General features: G+C 53.2%; 12 protein-coding genes and 1 pseudogene. 11 read left to right on the top strand and 2 right to left on the bottom strand.

Annotation, left to right across the window (positions count from 1 at the left end; translation table 11 throughout):
* The first annotated feature begins 235 nt into the window (after positions 1–235).
* The 5 genes from ACFSUF_RS00600 to ACFSUF_RS00580 all read left to right on the top strand — a co-directional run bounded on the left by ACFSUF_RS00600 (position 236) and on the right by ACFSUF_RS00580 (position 5,943).
* Complete coding sequence (locus ACFSUF_RS00600) at positions 236–1,225, top strand: ABC transporter ATP-binding protein (protein WP_377599082.1); 990 nt, start codon at positions 236–238, stop codon at positions 1,223–1,225.
* Entirely contained in the window at positions 1,222–2,205 is a 984-nt protein-coding gene (locus ACFSUF_RS00595) for an ABC transporter ATP-binding protein (RefSeq protein ID WP_377599080.1), read from the top strand. The genes ACFSUF_RS00600 and ACFSUF_RS00595 overlap by 4 nt, the downstream gene beginning before the upstream one ends.
* A 55-nt stretch (positions 2,206–2,260) precedes the next feature.
* Positions 2,261–3,928 (top strand): ABC transporter substrate-binding protein, encoded by a 1,668-nt coding sequence (locus ACFSUF_RS00590; RefSeq protein ID WP_377599078.1) that lies wholly within the window; start codon positions 2,261–2,263, stop codon positions 3,926–3,928.
* A gap of 108 nt (positions 3,929–4,036) precedes the next feature.
* Positions 4,037–5,041 (top strand): ABC transporter permease, encoded by a 1,005-nt coding sequence (locus ACFSUF_RS00585; protein WP_377599076.1) that lies wholly within the window; start codon positions 4,037–4,039, stop codon positions 5,039–5,041.
* 11 nt (positions 5,042–5,052) lie between these two features.
* Complete coding sequence (locus tag ACFSUF_RS00580) at positions 5,053–5,943, top strand: ABC transporter permease (RefSeq protein WP_377599074.1); 891 nt, start codon at positions 5,053–5,055, stop codon at positions 5,941–5,943.
* Between the two features lie 61 nt (positions 5,944–6,004).
* On the opposite strand, the gene purT is transcribed toward ACFSUF_RS00580, so the two are convergent.
* Both purT and ACFSUF_RS00570 read right to left on the bottom strand, forming a co-directional pair.
* Entirely contained in the window at positions 6,005–7,189 is a 1,185-nt protein-coding gene (gene purT / locus ACFSUF_RS00575; protein WP_377600189.1) for a formate-dependent phosphoribosylglycinamide formyltransferase, read from the bottom strand.
* 52 nt (positions 7,190–7,241) lie between these two features.
* The gene (locus ACFSUF_RS00570) at positions 7,242–7,640 is read right to left on the bottom strand and encodes a hypothetical protein (RefSeq protein WP_377599072.1); all 399 of its coding nucleotides are present in this window, start codon (positions 7,638–7,640) and stop codon (positions 7,242–7,244) included.
* A gap of 103 nt (positions 7,641–7,743) precedes the next feature.
* Here ACFSUF_RS00570 and ACFSUF_RS00565 point away from each other — a divergent pair, with 103 nt between their 5' ends.
* The 6 genes and pseudogenes from ACFSUF_RS00565 to rsgA all read left to right on the top strand — a co-directional run bounded on the left by ACFSUF_RS00565 (position 7,744) and on the right by rsgA (position 13,120).
* A complete protein-coding gene (locus ACFSUF_RS00565) occupies positions 7,744–9,051 on the top strand; it encodes a vWA domain-containing protein (protein ID WP_377599070.1) in 1,308 nt (435 codons plus the stop codon).
* A 94-nt stretch (positions 9,052–9,145) separates the two neighbouring features.
* A complete protein-coding gene (locus tag ACFSUF_RS00560; RefSeq protein WP_377599069.1) occupies positions 9,146–10,006 on the top strand; it encodes an ABC transporter permease subunit in 861 nt (286 codons plus the stop codon).
* Entirely contained in the window at positions 10,003–10,911 is a 909-nt protein-coding gene (locus tag ACFSUF_RS00555) for an ABC transporter permease (RefSeq protein WP_377599067.1), read from the top strand. The genes ACFSUF_RS00560 and ACFSUF_RS00555 overlap by 4 nt, the downstream gene beginning before the upstream one ends.
* 545 nt (positions 10,912–11,456) lie before the next feature.
* The gene (locus ACFSUF_RS00550; RefSeq protein ID WP_377599065.1) at positions 11,457–11,621 is read left to right on the top strand and encodes a hypothetical protein; all 165 of its coding nucleotides are present in this window, start codon (positions 11,457–11,459) and stop codon (positions 11,619–11,621) included.
* Positions 11,584–11,853, top strand: a pseudogene (locus ACFSUF_RS00545) (CD3324 family protein); the annotation flags it as partial. The gene ACFSUF_RS00550 and the pseudogene ACFSUF_RS00545, both read left to right, overlap by 38 nt.
* 196 nt (positions 11,854–12,049) lie before the next feature.
* Complete coding sequence (gene rsgA, locus ACFSUF_RS00540; RefSeq protein ID WP_377599064.1) at positions 12,050–13,120, top strand: ribosome small subunit-dependent GTPase A; 1,071 nt, start codon at positions 12,050–12,052, stop codon at positions 13,118–13,120.
* Positions 13,121–13,167 lie beyond the last annotated feature (47 nt).

The raw sequence follows: 13,167 nt of genomic DNA, 5'->3' as shown, positions 1-13,167 counted from the left end.
TATAATTGACAGAAAATTCTCGGAACACCTATACTAAACTAAGTAATCGACCACTGGAAGGTCAAGTCAATGATAGAGTAGCTTACATATTACATGTTACAGTCTCTTAATTTGTCGATATACAAGGAGCCTTCGCCGGTAGTAATTGACCTAAGTTCAATAATTTCTTTTCCGCCCGGCATTTGTCGAAAATACATGAACATACATGATCATACATACAAGGAGGAGATCGCGCATGGGTCCCCATCTTCTGGAAATCAGAGACCTGCGTACGCATTTTGTCACCGAGCGGGGAGAAGTGCCTGCAGTAGACGGGGTTGATCTTACAATCCGCAAAGGGGAGATCGTTGGCATCGTTGGCGAATCCGGCTGCGGCAAAAGCGTGACGTCCCTGTCGATCATGCAGCTGATTCCCAAGCCACCGGGAAAGATTGCCGGAGGGTCTATTCTTTTCAAGGACGAAGATCTCACCAAAGCGAAGGAAAAGCGGATGAAGCAGATTCGAGGGGATGAAATCTCAATGATCTTTCAGGAGCCTATGACCTCCCTAAATCCGCTGCTCACGATTGGAGAGCAAATTTCGGAGACGTTGAGGCTGCACCGAAAGATCAGCAAGAAAGCCTCCATGCTTCAGGCTGTGGAGATGTTGAAAAGGGTAGGCATCGCAAGGGCGGACACGATCGTTAAGGAATATCCGCATCAGCTGTCCGGGGGGATGCGCCAGCGTGTAATGATTGCTATTGCGCTGTGCTGCGAACCCGAGCTGCTGATTGCGGACGAACCGACCACAGCTTTGGATGTAACGATACAGGCTCAAATTCTGGATTTGATGAAAAAGCTGAATCAGGAAACCGGCACAGCCATTCTGATGATCACGCATGATCTTGGCGTGGTCGCCGAGCTCTGCCACCGCGTAGTCGTCATGTATGCCGGTAAAGTGGTGGAGGAGGGGACGGTCCGGGAGATTTTCGATCGGCCCCGCCATCCGTATACGCAAGGCTTGATCCGTTCTATTCCAAAAATCGAAGAAGACGTAAAGCGCTTGTACTCCATTCCCGGGAACGTTCCGATGCCCGGCTCCATCACGGAAGGCTGCAGGTTTGCGCCCAGGTGTGAATATCAGATGGAACAATGCCGCAGCATGGTGCCGGACTTACGTGACGTAACGGGCTTGGGCCACCGGGCCCGGTGCTGGCTGAACGAAGAGAAGGAGGCTGCCGTTTGAGTTCCAATGCTGCTTACGAACATGTACTGGAAGTAAAGCAATTAAAAACTTATTTTCCTGTCCGCAAAGGGCTGCTTCAACAAGTATCCGGCTATGTCAAAGCCGTGGACGATGTTTCGTTTCAGGTCCGCAAAGGAGAATCCTTCGGAATCGTAGGGGAGAGCGGATGCGGGAAGTCCACAACCGGGCGTTCGCTGCTGCGCCTAATGGAGCCAACAGGCGGACAAGTGTATTTTGAAGGGGAAGAGGTTACAGCCTTCTCCGCTGCAAGGATGAGAGAAGTGCGCAGGGATATGCAGATGATTTTTCAGGATCCGTTTGCTTCCCTAAATCCCCGGCATAGGGTGCGCAAAATTCTGGAAGAGCCGTTGATTGTTCACGGAGTCGGCGATGCCAAGGAACGGCGGGAGAGGGTGGAACAGGTGATGGAGACGGTCGGGCTCAGTCCCTGGCAGCTGGAACGGTTCCCTCATCAGTTCTCCGGAGGGCAGCGGCAGCGGATCGCCATTGCGAGAGCTTTAATGCTCCAACCCAAGCTGATTGTGGCGGATGAACCGGTATCGGCACTGGACGTATCCATTCAGTCGCAGATTCTGAACTTGATGCAGGACCTTCGGGATCAATTCCAGCTTACCTACGTATTTATCGCGCATGATTTGAGTGTGGTGAAGCATTTTTGCGATAGGGTAGCCGTTATGTATCTGGGCAGGATCGTGGAGATCGGGGATAAACACTCCCTGTACCGGGAACCGAAGCATCCTTACACGCAGGCGCTGCTCTCTGCAGTTCCAAATCCCGATCCGAATGCAGTGAAGGAACGAATCATATTGCAGGGGGAAGTTCCCAGCCCGTCCAACGCTCCTCAAGGATGTGTGTTTCATACCCGTTGTCCGCTCGCTATGGAACGGTGCCGAACGGAACGGCCTCAGCTCCAACGGATTTCAGGGGAGCATGAAGCGGCATGTCATCTCTATCCCTGAAAACGGGGGAAGGGATTACAAATACATAGAGCAGTAAGAGAAAGGGAGAGGTTTTATGAAAAAATGGGTTCATTCCGGCGCCGCCATGGTGCTGGCCGCGATGCTGGTATTTACAGGCTGCAGCAATAATAACAATGCCCCGGCCGCTGAAAACGGCGGTACGAAGGAAAATACGGCGGCGGAGACACCGGCTACCGACGATACGGCCTCCAAAGGGCAGGACACACTGATCGTTGCACGCGGCGGGGATTCCGCTTCCTTGGATCCGGCCATCGTTACAGACGGAGAATCGCTGAAAGTAACGGAGCAGATGTTCGAGGGCTTGCTTACTTATAAAGCGGGCACTACGGAAGTTATGCCGGCACTGGCTGAAAGCTATGAAGCCTCTCCAGACGGCCTTACCTATACTTTCAAGCTGCGCCAAGGCGTTAAATTCCATGACGGAACCGATTTTAATGCCGATGCCGTCGTATTTAACTTCAACCGCTGGACCGATCCGAAAAGCCCTTATAAATTCGAAGGCGATTCCTTCGACTATTACGATTCCATGTTTGGTCCGGACGGCAGCCGCGTCATTAAAGAAGTGAAAGCTGTGGACCCGTCCACTGTCCAGATTATTTTGAACAAACCGCAAGCTCCGTTCCTGCAAAATATCGCCATGCCTTCCTTCTCCATCGGAAGCCCGAAAGCGATTCAGGAGAAAAAGGACAAGTACAAATCCGAGCCTGTCGGCACTGGGCCGTTCATGTTTAAAGAGTGGAAACGGAATGATTCCATTACCGTGGAGAAGAATCCGAACTACTGGCAGCAAGGGCTTCCGAAATTGAATAAAGTCATCATTCGCGTTATTCCCGAAAATACAGCACGGTTTACTGCGCTGCAAAACGGAGAGATCGACCTGATGGAAGGCGTGAACCCGGATGACCTGGCAGCTTTGGAAGGCAATACAGACCTGCAGAAAATTATGCGGGATTCGTTCAATGTAGGATACTTAGGCTTTAACACGAAGAAAAAACCGTTCGACAATCCGAAGGTTCGTGTAGCGCTGAACTACGCGGTGAACAAAGAAGGTTTAATCCAGGCGTTCTACGGCGGGCTTGCGAAACCGGCTGTCAATCCGATGCCGCCTTCCACGCTCGGTTACAATGCCGATGTTCAGGATTACCCTTATGATTTGGAAAAAGCCAAAACGCTTCTGGCGGAAGCAGGTTATCCGAACGGTTTGCCGGATGAGCTGACGTTCTATGCCATGCCGGTGGCGCGTCCTTATATGCCGGACGGTAAGAAAGTAGCGGAAGCCATTCAGGCCGACTTTGCCAAAATCGGCGTAAAAACGAAGATTGAATCTCCAGAATGGGCTACGTATTTGGATGATGCCAAGAAAGGCGACAAAGACGACCTGTATATGCTGGGCTGGCAGGGGGACAACGGGGATCCGGATAACTTCCTGTTTACTCTCCTGCATAAAGATGCGATCGGAAGCAACAATTACAGCTTCTATTCCAATGAAGAAGTAAACAAACTGCTGACGGCAGGACAATCCGAGACCGATCCGAAGAAACGTGAAGACCTGTACAAACAGGCGCAACTGCTGATTAAACAGGATGCGCCGTGGGTTCCGCTGGTTCACTCCACGCCGCTGCTTGCAGGGAAAGCGAACCTGAGCGGATATGTTCCTTCCCCGACAGGGTCGGAGCCTTACAGCGAGGTGTTCTTCAAGTAATCAGCGGGCTTCAGCCTTGCCGTAAGGCGGGGCCGGACTGGATACAGGGACGGCGGGCGTCTGCCTGCCGTCTTTTCTTTTAATCTTGCTAACGTAAGGGGGGACTGTATGCTGAACTATACGATTCGACGGTTAGTCATGTTGATTCCGGTTCTGCTCGGGATGACGATCATCGTATTCTCCATCATCCATGCCATACCCGGGGACCCTGCAGAGGTGATTCTCGGCGAGAAGGCAAGCAATGAGTCGAAGGAAGCGCTGCGCAAACAGCTGAAGCTGGATCAGCCGTTGTACGTTCAATATGGGGATTACTTGAAAAAGCTGGTGACAGGGGACCTGGGCACTTCGATCCGGACCAAGGAGCGCATCTCTGCGGAGATCAAACCTTATCTGGCGGCTACCCTGGAACTGACCGTCATCAGTATGGCTTTTGCCGTTCTGATCGGGGTCAACGCAGGCATACTGAGTGCCTGGAAACAGAACTCCTGGTTTGATTATCTCAGCATGCTAATCGCTCTCATTGGGGTTTCAATGCCTATCTTTTGGCTTGGACTGATGGAGCAGTGGATTTTTGCGCTGGAACTGAAATGGCTCCCGTCCATTGGGCGGATGAACGCAAGGGATCCGATCGAAGCGGTCACCAATCTGTATTTGATTGACGCCATGCTCGCCGGACGGTGGGACCAGCTTTGGACCGTGATCAAGCATCTCATACTGCCGGGAATTGCGCTGGGAACCATCCCCATGGCAATTATTGCAAGAATGACGCGTTCCAGCATGCTGGACGTGCTGCGTTCGGATTATATCCGCACAGCCCGCTCCAAAGGGATGTCGCAATTTCTCATCATCTATAAACATGCCTTGAGAAATGCGTTTATTCCCGTACTGACGGTGATCGGGCTTCAGTTCGGACTGCTGTTGGGCGGTGCGGTGCTGACGGAGACGATTTTTGCATGGCCGGGGGTCGGGCGGTATATTTTCGATGCGATTGCGGCGAGGGATTATCCTGTGATTCAGTCCGGCATTCTGATTATCGCTTTTCTATTCGTGCTCATCAATCTTCTGGTTGATTTGCTGTACGCGGCCGTTGATCCAAGAATCAGCTATAAGTAGGAGGGGGACCCATGTCACAAACGGCTGTTGGAATTTCGAAGCCGCCTGCCAAACCGGAGGTGTCGTCCCCGTGGGCGGAAGGATGGCGCAGTTACCGGAAAAATAAGCTGGCTATGGTCGGTTTGGGCATTATTTCGTTTTTTGTACTGCTGGCGATCTTCGCGCCCTGGATTACCCAATTTGATTACAAAGAGCAGGTTCTGATGGACCGGCTGCAAAAACCGAACTCAACACATTGGTTTGGGACCGATGATTTGGGACGGGATTTGTTTACCCGTATCATTTACGGGACCCGAATTTCCCTTTGGGTAGGGACCAGCTCGGTGATCGGCTCCATTATCGCAGGAACCTTCCTGGGAATGGTCGCGGGATATTACGGCCGTTGGCTGGACGGAATCATTTCCCGGATTTTCGATATTCTGCTGGCTTTTCCGAGTATATTGCTGGCTATTGCGATCGTGGCGGCACTCGGTCCGTCCTTGCAAAACTCTCTGCTCGCCATCGCCATCGTGAATGTGCCCGTGTTCGGGCGCTTGGTCCGGTCAAGGGTGCTGAGCCTGCGGGAAGAGGAATATATCGTGGCGGCCAAAGCGCTCGGGATGAAGAATGGCAGAATCCTGTTTCACCATATCCTGCCCAACTGTTTGGGGCCGGTTATTGTTCAGGGCACGCTCGGCGTGGCTACCGCGATTATCGAGGCCGCCGCATTAGGGTTCCTGGGAATGGGAGCGCAGCCGCCGGAACCGGAATGGGGCAAAATGCTGTCCGACTCACGCCAATTTATCCAAACGGCGCCTTGGACAGTGCTGTTCCCGGGGTTGTCCATTATGCTGACCGTGCTGGGCTTTAACCTGATGGGCGACGGCCTGCGCGACGTGCTGGACCCGCGGATGAAGGGGTAATTGCAGAGGACATATACAAAAAGAGGCTGAACCAGGTACACTGGTTCAGCCTTTTCAACATTTACCTGCCGTCGTACTCGAGCCGCAGCGCCGCCGCAGCTTGGGCGGCCTGCTCGCGGGCCTTATCCACCGTATCGGCGGTGCTTAAGGCAACAGCCATCCGGCGGCCGATCTTCGTCTCCGGCTTGCCGAATACGCGCACTTGGCTGTTCGGCACCGCCAAGGCTTCCTCTAATCCGCCGATCGTGTAATCGGCGGTCTCCTGCACCGCTTTCAGCGTGTGCGTCGCGCCCGGCGTCAGCTGGCGGATCGTCGGCACGGGGAACCCGAGAATCGCGCGCACATGCAGCGCAAACTCGCTCAAATCCTGCGACACGAGCGTGACCAGCCCGGTGTCGTGCGGACGCGGCGATACTTCACTGAAGTATACGCCCTGCCCGGTCAAAAACAGCTCGACGCCGTACAGGCCCCAGCCTCCCAGCGCGTCGGTCACTTTCGCCGCGATCTGCTGGGCTTCCGCCAGCGCAGCTTCGCTCATAAAGTGCGGCTGCCACGACTCGATATAGTCGCCGTCTTTCTGCACATGCCCGATCGGGGCGCAGAACGAGGTTCCGCTTACCGACCGGATCGTGAGCAGCGTGATCTCCGAGTCGAACCGGATGAACTCCTCGACGATCACGCGCGTTTTCTTGGCGCGGCCGCCTTCCATCGCTGTCTCCCAGCAGGCTTCCGCTTCGCTGAAGTCGCGGCAGACGCTCTGTCCCTTGCCGGACGAGCTCATGATCGGCTTAATGACGCATGGCGTCCCCATTTTCTCTACAGCCGCCTTCAGCTCTTCAAGCGAATCCGCGAATTCATATTTCGCCGTAGGCACGCCGAGTTCTTCTGCGGCGAGACGGCGGATGCCTTCCCGGTCCATCGTGAGCCGTGAGGCGCGGGCCGTGGGAATTACCCGGAAACCTTCCTGTTCCAGCTCCTCCAGTGTTGCAGTCGCAATCGCTTCAATCTCGGGCACGATCAGATCCGGTTTCTCGTCTTCGATAACTCTGCGCAACTCGGCCGCATCCAGCATGTTGATCACATGGGAGCGGTGGGCTACCTGCATCGCAGGCGCATTAGCATAGCGGTCCACCGCAATGGTTTCCACACCTAGTCGCTGTGCTTCAATGATCACTTCCTTGCCGAGCTCGCCTGAGCCGAGCAGCAGCATTTTTCTGGCTTTTCCAGAAAGAGGCGCTCCATACATCATGTTTGTTCTCCTACTCTCCTAGTTAATTGGCTGCAAAAGAGCGCGCGGCCTATTCCTTACTTGGGTCCTCATAGCCGTGAAGCACACCTTCGCCCCTGACCGCAGCAGCAGCCGCTGTCACATTGGGGTGAAAATATCCGTCCCCGTTCAACACATCCCCGTCCGCCGTCCGCAGCTTCATCTCTACCCGGATATCATCACTGTCGCTGAAACGATCCAGCAGCAACGGGTCGCGGATTCCACTTACATCCACATACCAGTTTCGGTACCCTAGTTCGGTGACGACAACCAGTTCGGCTTTGAAAAAATCAACTACCTCGGATAACCCTTGATTCGTAATCTCCATATGAATGATCTCGATCGTATCCATGTCGGCTGCCACACTCCTGTCTGATTCAAATTTTACAAGGTTGTCCCAAGGGGTGGCAAGCGCCGAAGGCAATTTCATGTCAAAATAAATCCGAAGAAGAACCAGTTTGTGTGCAACTTAGTAATTTCTGGATGCGTCATACATAGAGGGAACTCAGAAATGATCAAGGGGGCTTGTCTAGATGAGAAAACAAAGGTTCATCTTCTTCGCCGTTTTCCTCTGCGCCTGTCTCGCAGCAATGCCGGCATGCAGCAGCGGCGGCCGGAATGACAAGAGCAACAGCGCTGGCAATACGGCTGAATCCGCGCCGTCCAAGAGTTCTTCCGACACGTCCGGCAAGGACGATGCCGCCGGCGGCGCCGGCGAATCCAAAGGGGAGGAGACCGGCACGGGAAGCGGTCCCGCCCGGGGCGGAGGCGGCGGAAGCACAGGCAGTCCCGGAGGGAAGCCTGCCCAAGACATTCCGGCAGGGCAGCTGACAGCAGGCGAATGGAACGATCTGAGAGAGTGGAAGAGATGGAAACTTCAGCTGCAAGAGAGTGACTGGGGCAATGCAGAGCAGTACTGGGGCTTTTATACCGCGCAAAGGCTTACCGTTCTAGTGACTTACCAAAATAAGCCCGTTCCCGATGCGGAGGTCATCCTTTCCGACAGCCGGCAGGGGCCGGTATGGAAAGCGCGGACGGACCGCAAAGGGCAGGCGGAACTGTTTGCGGCCCCCTTTGACCCGCAAGGCCAAGGAGGTCCTTACCGGATCACTGCCGAATCGGGACAGGACACGCGAGTAGTGGAAAACGTAGAGTTTGAGCGGCAGGAGCCGTTGAAAGTCGAGCTGCGCAACGAACCAGAGGCGACGGACAGCCTGGATGTGCTGTTTGCCGTAGACACTACAGGGTCTATGGGGGATGAACTGGAATATCTGGAAGCGGAGTTGAAGAATGTAGTACAGCGGATCGAACAGGAAAATAATCAGAAACTGGATATGAGAATCAGCAGCAATTTCTACCGGGACATCCAAGACTCCTATACGATAAAAGATTTTCCTTTTACCCGAAGCATAGATGAAGTAGTGGAGCAATTCAGCGCCCAGTCCGCAGCCGGCGGCGGAGATTATCCGGAAGCGGTGGAGCTGGCGCTGGATAATGCGGTTAACGAGCACGACTGGAGCGATCACGCACGGGCACGGCTGCTCTTCCTCGTGTTGGATGCGCCACCCCGCCATAAGCCGGAAACGATAGAAAAGGTCAAAAAAGTCATACAGCAGGCGGCAGCCAAGGGAATTCGGATCATTCCCGTCGTATCCAGCGGCATCGACAGCGATACGGAGTATATCCTTAGGACATTCGGCATTTATACCGGCGGGACTTACGTATTCCTGACAGATCATAGCGGCATCGGCTCGGATCATAAGGAAGCGGAAGTAGGGGAATTTCAGGTGGAGTATCTGAACGACCTTCTTGTGAACATTGTAAACGGCTACGTGAAATAGGATTACCTTTTAAAGGAAGCCCCTTCCCGCAGGAATGACGGAAGGGGTTGTCGAATAGAAGTACGTTAGAATAATCAACCGAAGGTGAATTGTGATGAAAAGTGTAGTTTCACGTCTCACGCCCCTGCTGGTTTCCGTCGCGGGGGCTGTTCTTTTTGCGCTTTTTCCTGTACTGGTTCAAGCAGATGCGGGAGGGCTGGCATTCCAATGGAAGGCGGCAGCCGAAACGGTAACCCGTTATGTATCCGGACTTCCCGGAGGAGAATCGTTTCAGTATGAGTTGAGCGGAGCTCAAAGATCTTTTTTTGAAGACATAGGGTCCTATTGGCAGCCTTCATTTACGTATGTCCTGACAGCTGCGGTCGGCAGTATTCTGCTCGGGTTAGCAGGGGCTGTAGTGCTTTACCGTTCCAAGAGGCTCCGTAATCTGCTGGATGCCGTCGTAGTCATTCCCGATTTCGTGATTATGATTGCGCTTCAGTTGTTTGTAGTATTTTTCTATAAATCTACGGGGGTTCTGCTGGCCCGTGTCGCTACGTTCATGTCGGACGAGCCCGCGGTAGCTTTGCCGCTTGCTTCCATGGTTATTGTTCCGACCTTTTACGTGCTGAGGAATTTGTCCGTGCATATTGAGGAGGCGCTGACTGCCGATTATATCCGGACCATTAAAGCCAAAGGCTTCAGCCGTCCTTATATTTTAGTGAAACATATGCTCCCGAACGTGCTGCCTTTTCTCAAGGCGGACCTGCCCAAGTTTCTTGGGATCATCATGAGCAATCTCTTTATCGTGGAATATTTCTACAACGTGCATGGAATTACCAAACTGATGATGAGGAGCGGAAGAGAGTTTTCCCTCGTGTTAAATTGTTTGTTCACTTTTATGGCGCTCTATGGACTTATTCTTGTTCTGGTGAAAGGCTTGATAGCGCTGCTGGAGAAAGGGGTGCGCCGATGAACCGTTGGACATGGACGGGCTTAGTTCTCGCCGGTTTTATGATCGTTCTGGCATTCTTTGGCCCGCTGCTGGCTCCGTATTCGCTTGAACACCATGTGAAGTCAGGCTTCGTTACGAACGAACAGGGGGAGCAGGAATTTGTTGCCCCGCCAATCAAGCCTAATTCGGAGTACCTGTTCGGTACGGACGTGTTCGGATACGATATTTTGACGCACATGATGTACGGTGCGAAGTATACAATCCTGCCCGCGCTGGCAGTCGCTGTCCTGCGGGTAATGATCGGAGGCGTACTTGGTTTGTGGCGGGGGTATGTGCGCCCGGGCGGCGGCCGGAATTCCAGCGGAAACTTATTAAGCGGGCTGCCGATGTTCGTTATTGTGTATTTCTTCATGGGGGGGATCAGCATCAATTCGCAGCTGACGCCGATGTATTTAACTTGTGTCTTATGCGGTTTGCTTGTCATACTCGGACTGCCCTCCATCATTTCAAGTACAGCCAACAAAACGCGCCATATAAAAGAGCAGCAGTATATTCTCTCATGCGTAGCGCTTGGGGCGGGACCGGTGCGGACGATCCGTTATCATATTTATCCTCAAATGAAAGAATCGTTTCTGATTCTATTTATGAATGAGCTTATTCTGACGTTGACGATTTTTGGACAGCTCGGTATTTTTAATATATTTGTAGGCGGAACGCTGATGACCATCGATCCTGTATTACTTCAATCCATTACGCATGAATGGGCGGGGATGGCGGGGGCAGCCAAAGGGGCTATCGGCGCGTGGGACTGGATTTTCATGTACCCGATGCTGGGCTATGTGCTGTTGATCGCAGGCTTTTTCTGCCTCTCCAAAGGGCTTGAGCAGTATTTCCGTTCGAAATATCATAAGTACAGCCAAATCTGAATACAGGTAAAAATCAATTTAACGGTTCTTTCCCTTGCGGTGCCAGCAGCCAATATGGTGTAATGAACTTAGCCGGCCGGCTGACTCTCGAGGAAAGGAGTGATCGAGTTGATTACAAGTACTGAGGTGGTCTTCGCCTAACCGCGAAGCCATTACGGAGGGGAGTTTCCTCCCCTCTCATATATTTTCAAGGAAATGGGTTGCCTAAACCGGCACACATCGTTTACAATTGGAATAGATTTGAAGTACATACTATGGCGAAAGGAGAGATGCAACATGTTCATTCATACTGTAACTACAACTGTTTACACAGCCGCCCTTACTGAGGTGCTTGACAACTGAATATCTCTCTAAATAACCGTCACCCGATTTAACAACTGAAAGTAGTACCGGGCGCGCGATATTTTGTTATCGTGTTTTTTTATGCCCATTTTCAGCTCCCGCAGACGGTTGGTCTGGGGGATTTTGTGTTTTTTAAGGAGAACAAAGGTCAATTACCCGCTCTAAGGAGCAACTACCACATTAACGAAACGGAGGTTATGGCAATGAAGATGATTACAGAAATGAAAGGCGGCGTATTTGGCGCTGCAGCTGTAGCAATGACGACAATGACCATTACGATGACAGGTGAAAGAGGACAACAGAACCCACATAACAGGGAGGAAATCTATAATGAGTTACAAGAACGGGAAACACATTCTTCCGGCTAGACTGCTGAAAGAACTTCAGGAATATATTCAAGGCGAATTGATCTACATTCCGAAAAAGGAACAAAAGCGCGCGGGCTGGGGCGAAAATAACGGAACGCGCCAAGTGATTCAGAAGCGGAATTACGAGATCTACAGTTTATATAAGGACGGCGTGCCGGTCCGGGAGCTGATTGCGAAGTTCCATCTATCCCAGGACAGCATCCGCAAAATTATTATGAAGACGCGTGAAATGGCAGGGGCCAAGGACAGGGCGCCCGGGAACGCGTCCGGGAACAGAGCGAAAGCGGAACAAGCGGATTCATCCAGCCGGGGGGTGGAACTATGCAGATCCTAAGGAATTTGTATCGGGCCTACCGCACGGCAAGAAAGACCAGAAAACAGGAAGAAATGAAATGGCATACACGGGCTATTGAAGCGGGGATGTTACTATGCAGGTAATTTCTCTGGAAAGTCTGGGCTGGCGGCAGCGGTGGGCAGAAGCTTACGCTCCTTATGAAGAGCGGTATAACGTGGGCCGGATCGCATTGGAACATAAGCACATGTACCGTGTGTTCACGGAGCAAGGCGATCTGCTAGCCGAAGTAAGCGGCAAACTGCGCCACGAAGCCTCCGGCCGTGAGGATTATCCGGCTGTAGGCGATTGGGTGCTGCTCCAAGCCCGGCCGGAAGAGGGCAAAGCCACGATTCACGGCGTGCTGCCGCGAAGCAGCAAATTCTCCCGCAAGGTGGCCGGAGCGCTGACGGAGGAGCAGATTGTAGCGGCGAACGTGGACACGGTGTTTCTGGTGAACGCGCTGAACTATGATTTTAACCTGCGGCGCATAGAACGCTATCTGATTCTAGCATGGGAGAGCGGGGCCAATCCGGTAATCGTGCTTAGCAAAGCTGATTTGTGCGAGGACCCCGAGGAATTGGCGCGCGAAGTGGAGAGTGTCGCTATCGGGGTGCCCGTCCACATCGTTAGCGCTTTTACCGAGCAAGGGATCGAAGAATTGAGGCCGTATGTCGGTGACGGAAGCACCGTTGCGCTGCTCGGATCCTCCGGCGCAGGCAAGTCTACGCTGATCAATCTGCTGATGGGCGAACCGGTACAGGAGACGCAGGCGGTGCGCGAAGGCGACGACCGCGGCCGGCATACAACCACGTACCGGGAGCTGTTCCTGCTGCCGGGCGGGGGTTTGATGATCGATACGCCTGGGATGCGGGAGCTGCAGCTGTGGCATGCGGAGGAGGGGCTCGGCGGCACCTTTGCCGAGATCGAGGAGCTGGCCGCCGGCTGCCGGTTCTCGGACTGCCGGCATGAGAAGGAGCCAGGCTGCGCCGTGCGCGGCGGACTCAGCGACGGCACGCTCGACGCCGGCAGGTACGAAAGCTACAAGAAGACGCAGCGGGAGCTTGCTTACCTGGCAGCCAAGGATGATATCCGTGCCCGCCAGCAGCAAAAGGAGCGGAACAAAAAGCTCAGTTCCTTTGTTAAGCAGCATGCGAAGAAAAGATAATGGCATGGTCCGTAAAACCGAGAACACCGCAATTCCACTCAGCTATG

This window comes from Paenibacillus gansuensis (assembly GCF_042684925.1).
Lineage (GTDB): Bacteria > Bacillota > Bacilli > Paenibacillales > DY6 > Paenibacillus_N > Paenibacillus_N gansuensis.
The sequence above is the reverse complement of the archived record's forward strand: the minus strand, read 5'-3'. Positions and strand labels throughout refer to the sequence as shown.

Coding starts and splice junctions, on each gene's coding strand:
- ACFSUF_RS00600 (WP_377599082.1), top strand. CDS start 236: ATGGGTCCCCATCTTCTGGAAATCAGAGACCTGCGTACGCATTTTGTC.
- ACFSUF_RS00590 (WP_377599078.1), top strand. CDS start 2,261: ATGAAAAAATGGGTTCATTCCGGCGCCGCCATGGTGCTGGCCGCGATG.
- ACFSUF_RS00585 (WP_377599076.1), top strand. CDS start 4,037: ATGCTGAACTATACGATTCGACGGTTAGTCATGTTGATTCCGGTTCTG.
- ACFSUF_RS00580 (WP_377599074.1), top strand. CDS start 5,053: ATGTCACAAACGGCTGTTGGAATTTCGAAGCCGCCTGCCAAACCGGAG.
- purT (WP_377600189.1), bottom strand. CDS start 7,189: ATGTATGGAGCGCCTCTTTCTGGAAAAGCCAGAAAAATGCTGCTGCTC.
- ACFSUF_RS00570 (WP_377599072.1), bottom strand. CDS start 7,640: ATGAAATTGCCTTCGGCGCTTGCCACCCCTTGGGACAACCTTGTAAAA.
- ACFSUF_RS00565 (WP_377599070.1), top strand. CDS start 7,744: ATGAGAAAACAAAGGTTCATCTTCTTCGCCGTTTTCCTCTGCGCCTGT.
- ACFSUF_RS00560 (WP_377599069.1), top strand. CDS start 9,146: ATGAAAAGTGTAGTTTCACGTCTCACGCCCCTGCTGGTTTCCGTCGCG.
- ACFSUF_RS00555 (WP_377599067.1), top strand. CDS start 10,003: ATGAACCGTTGGACATGGACGGGCTTAGTTCTCGCCGGTTTTATGATC.
- ACFSUF_RS00550 (WP_377599065.1), top strand. CDS start 11,457: ATGAAGATGATTACAGAAATGAAAGGCGGCGTATTTGGCGCTGCAGCT.
- rsgA (WP_377599064.1), top strand. CDS start 12,050: ATGCAGGTAATTTCTCTGGAAAGTCTGGGCTGGCGGCAGCGGTGGGCA.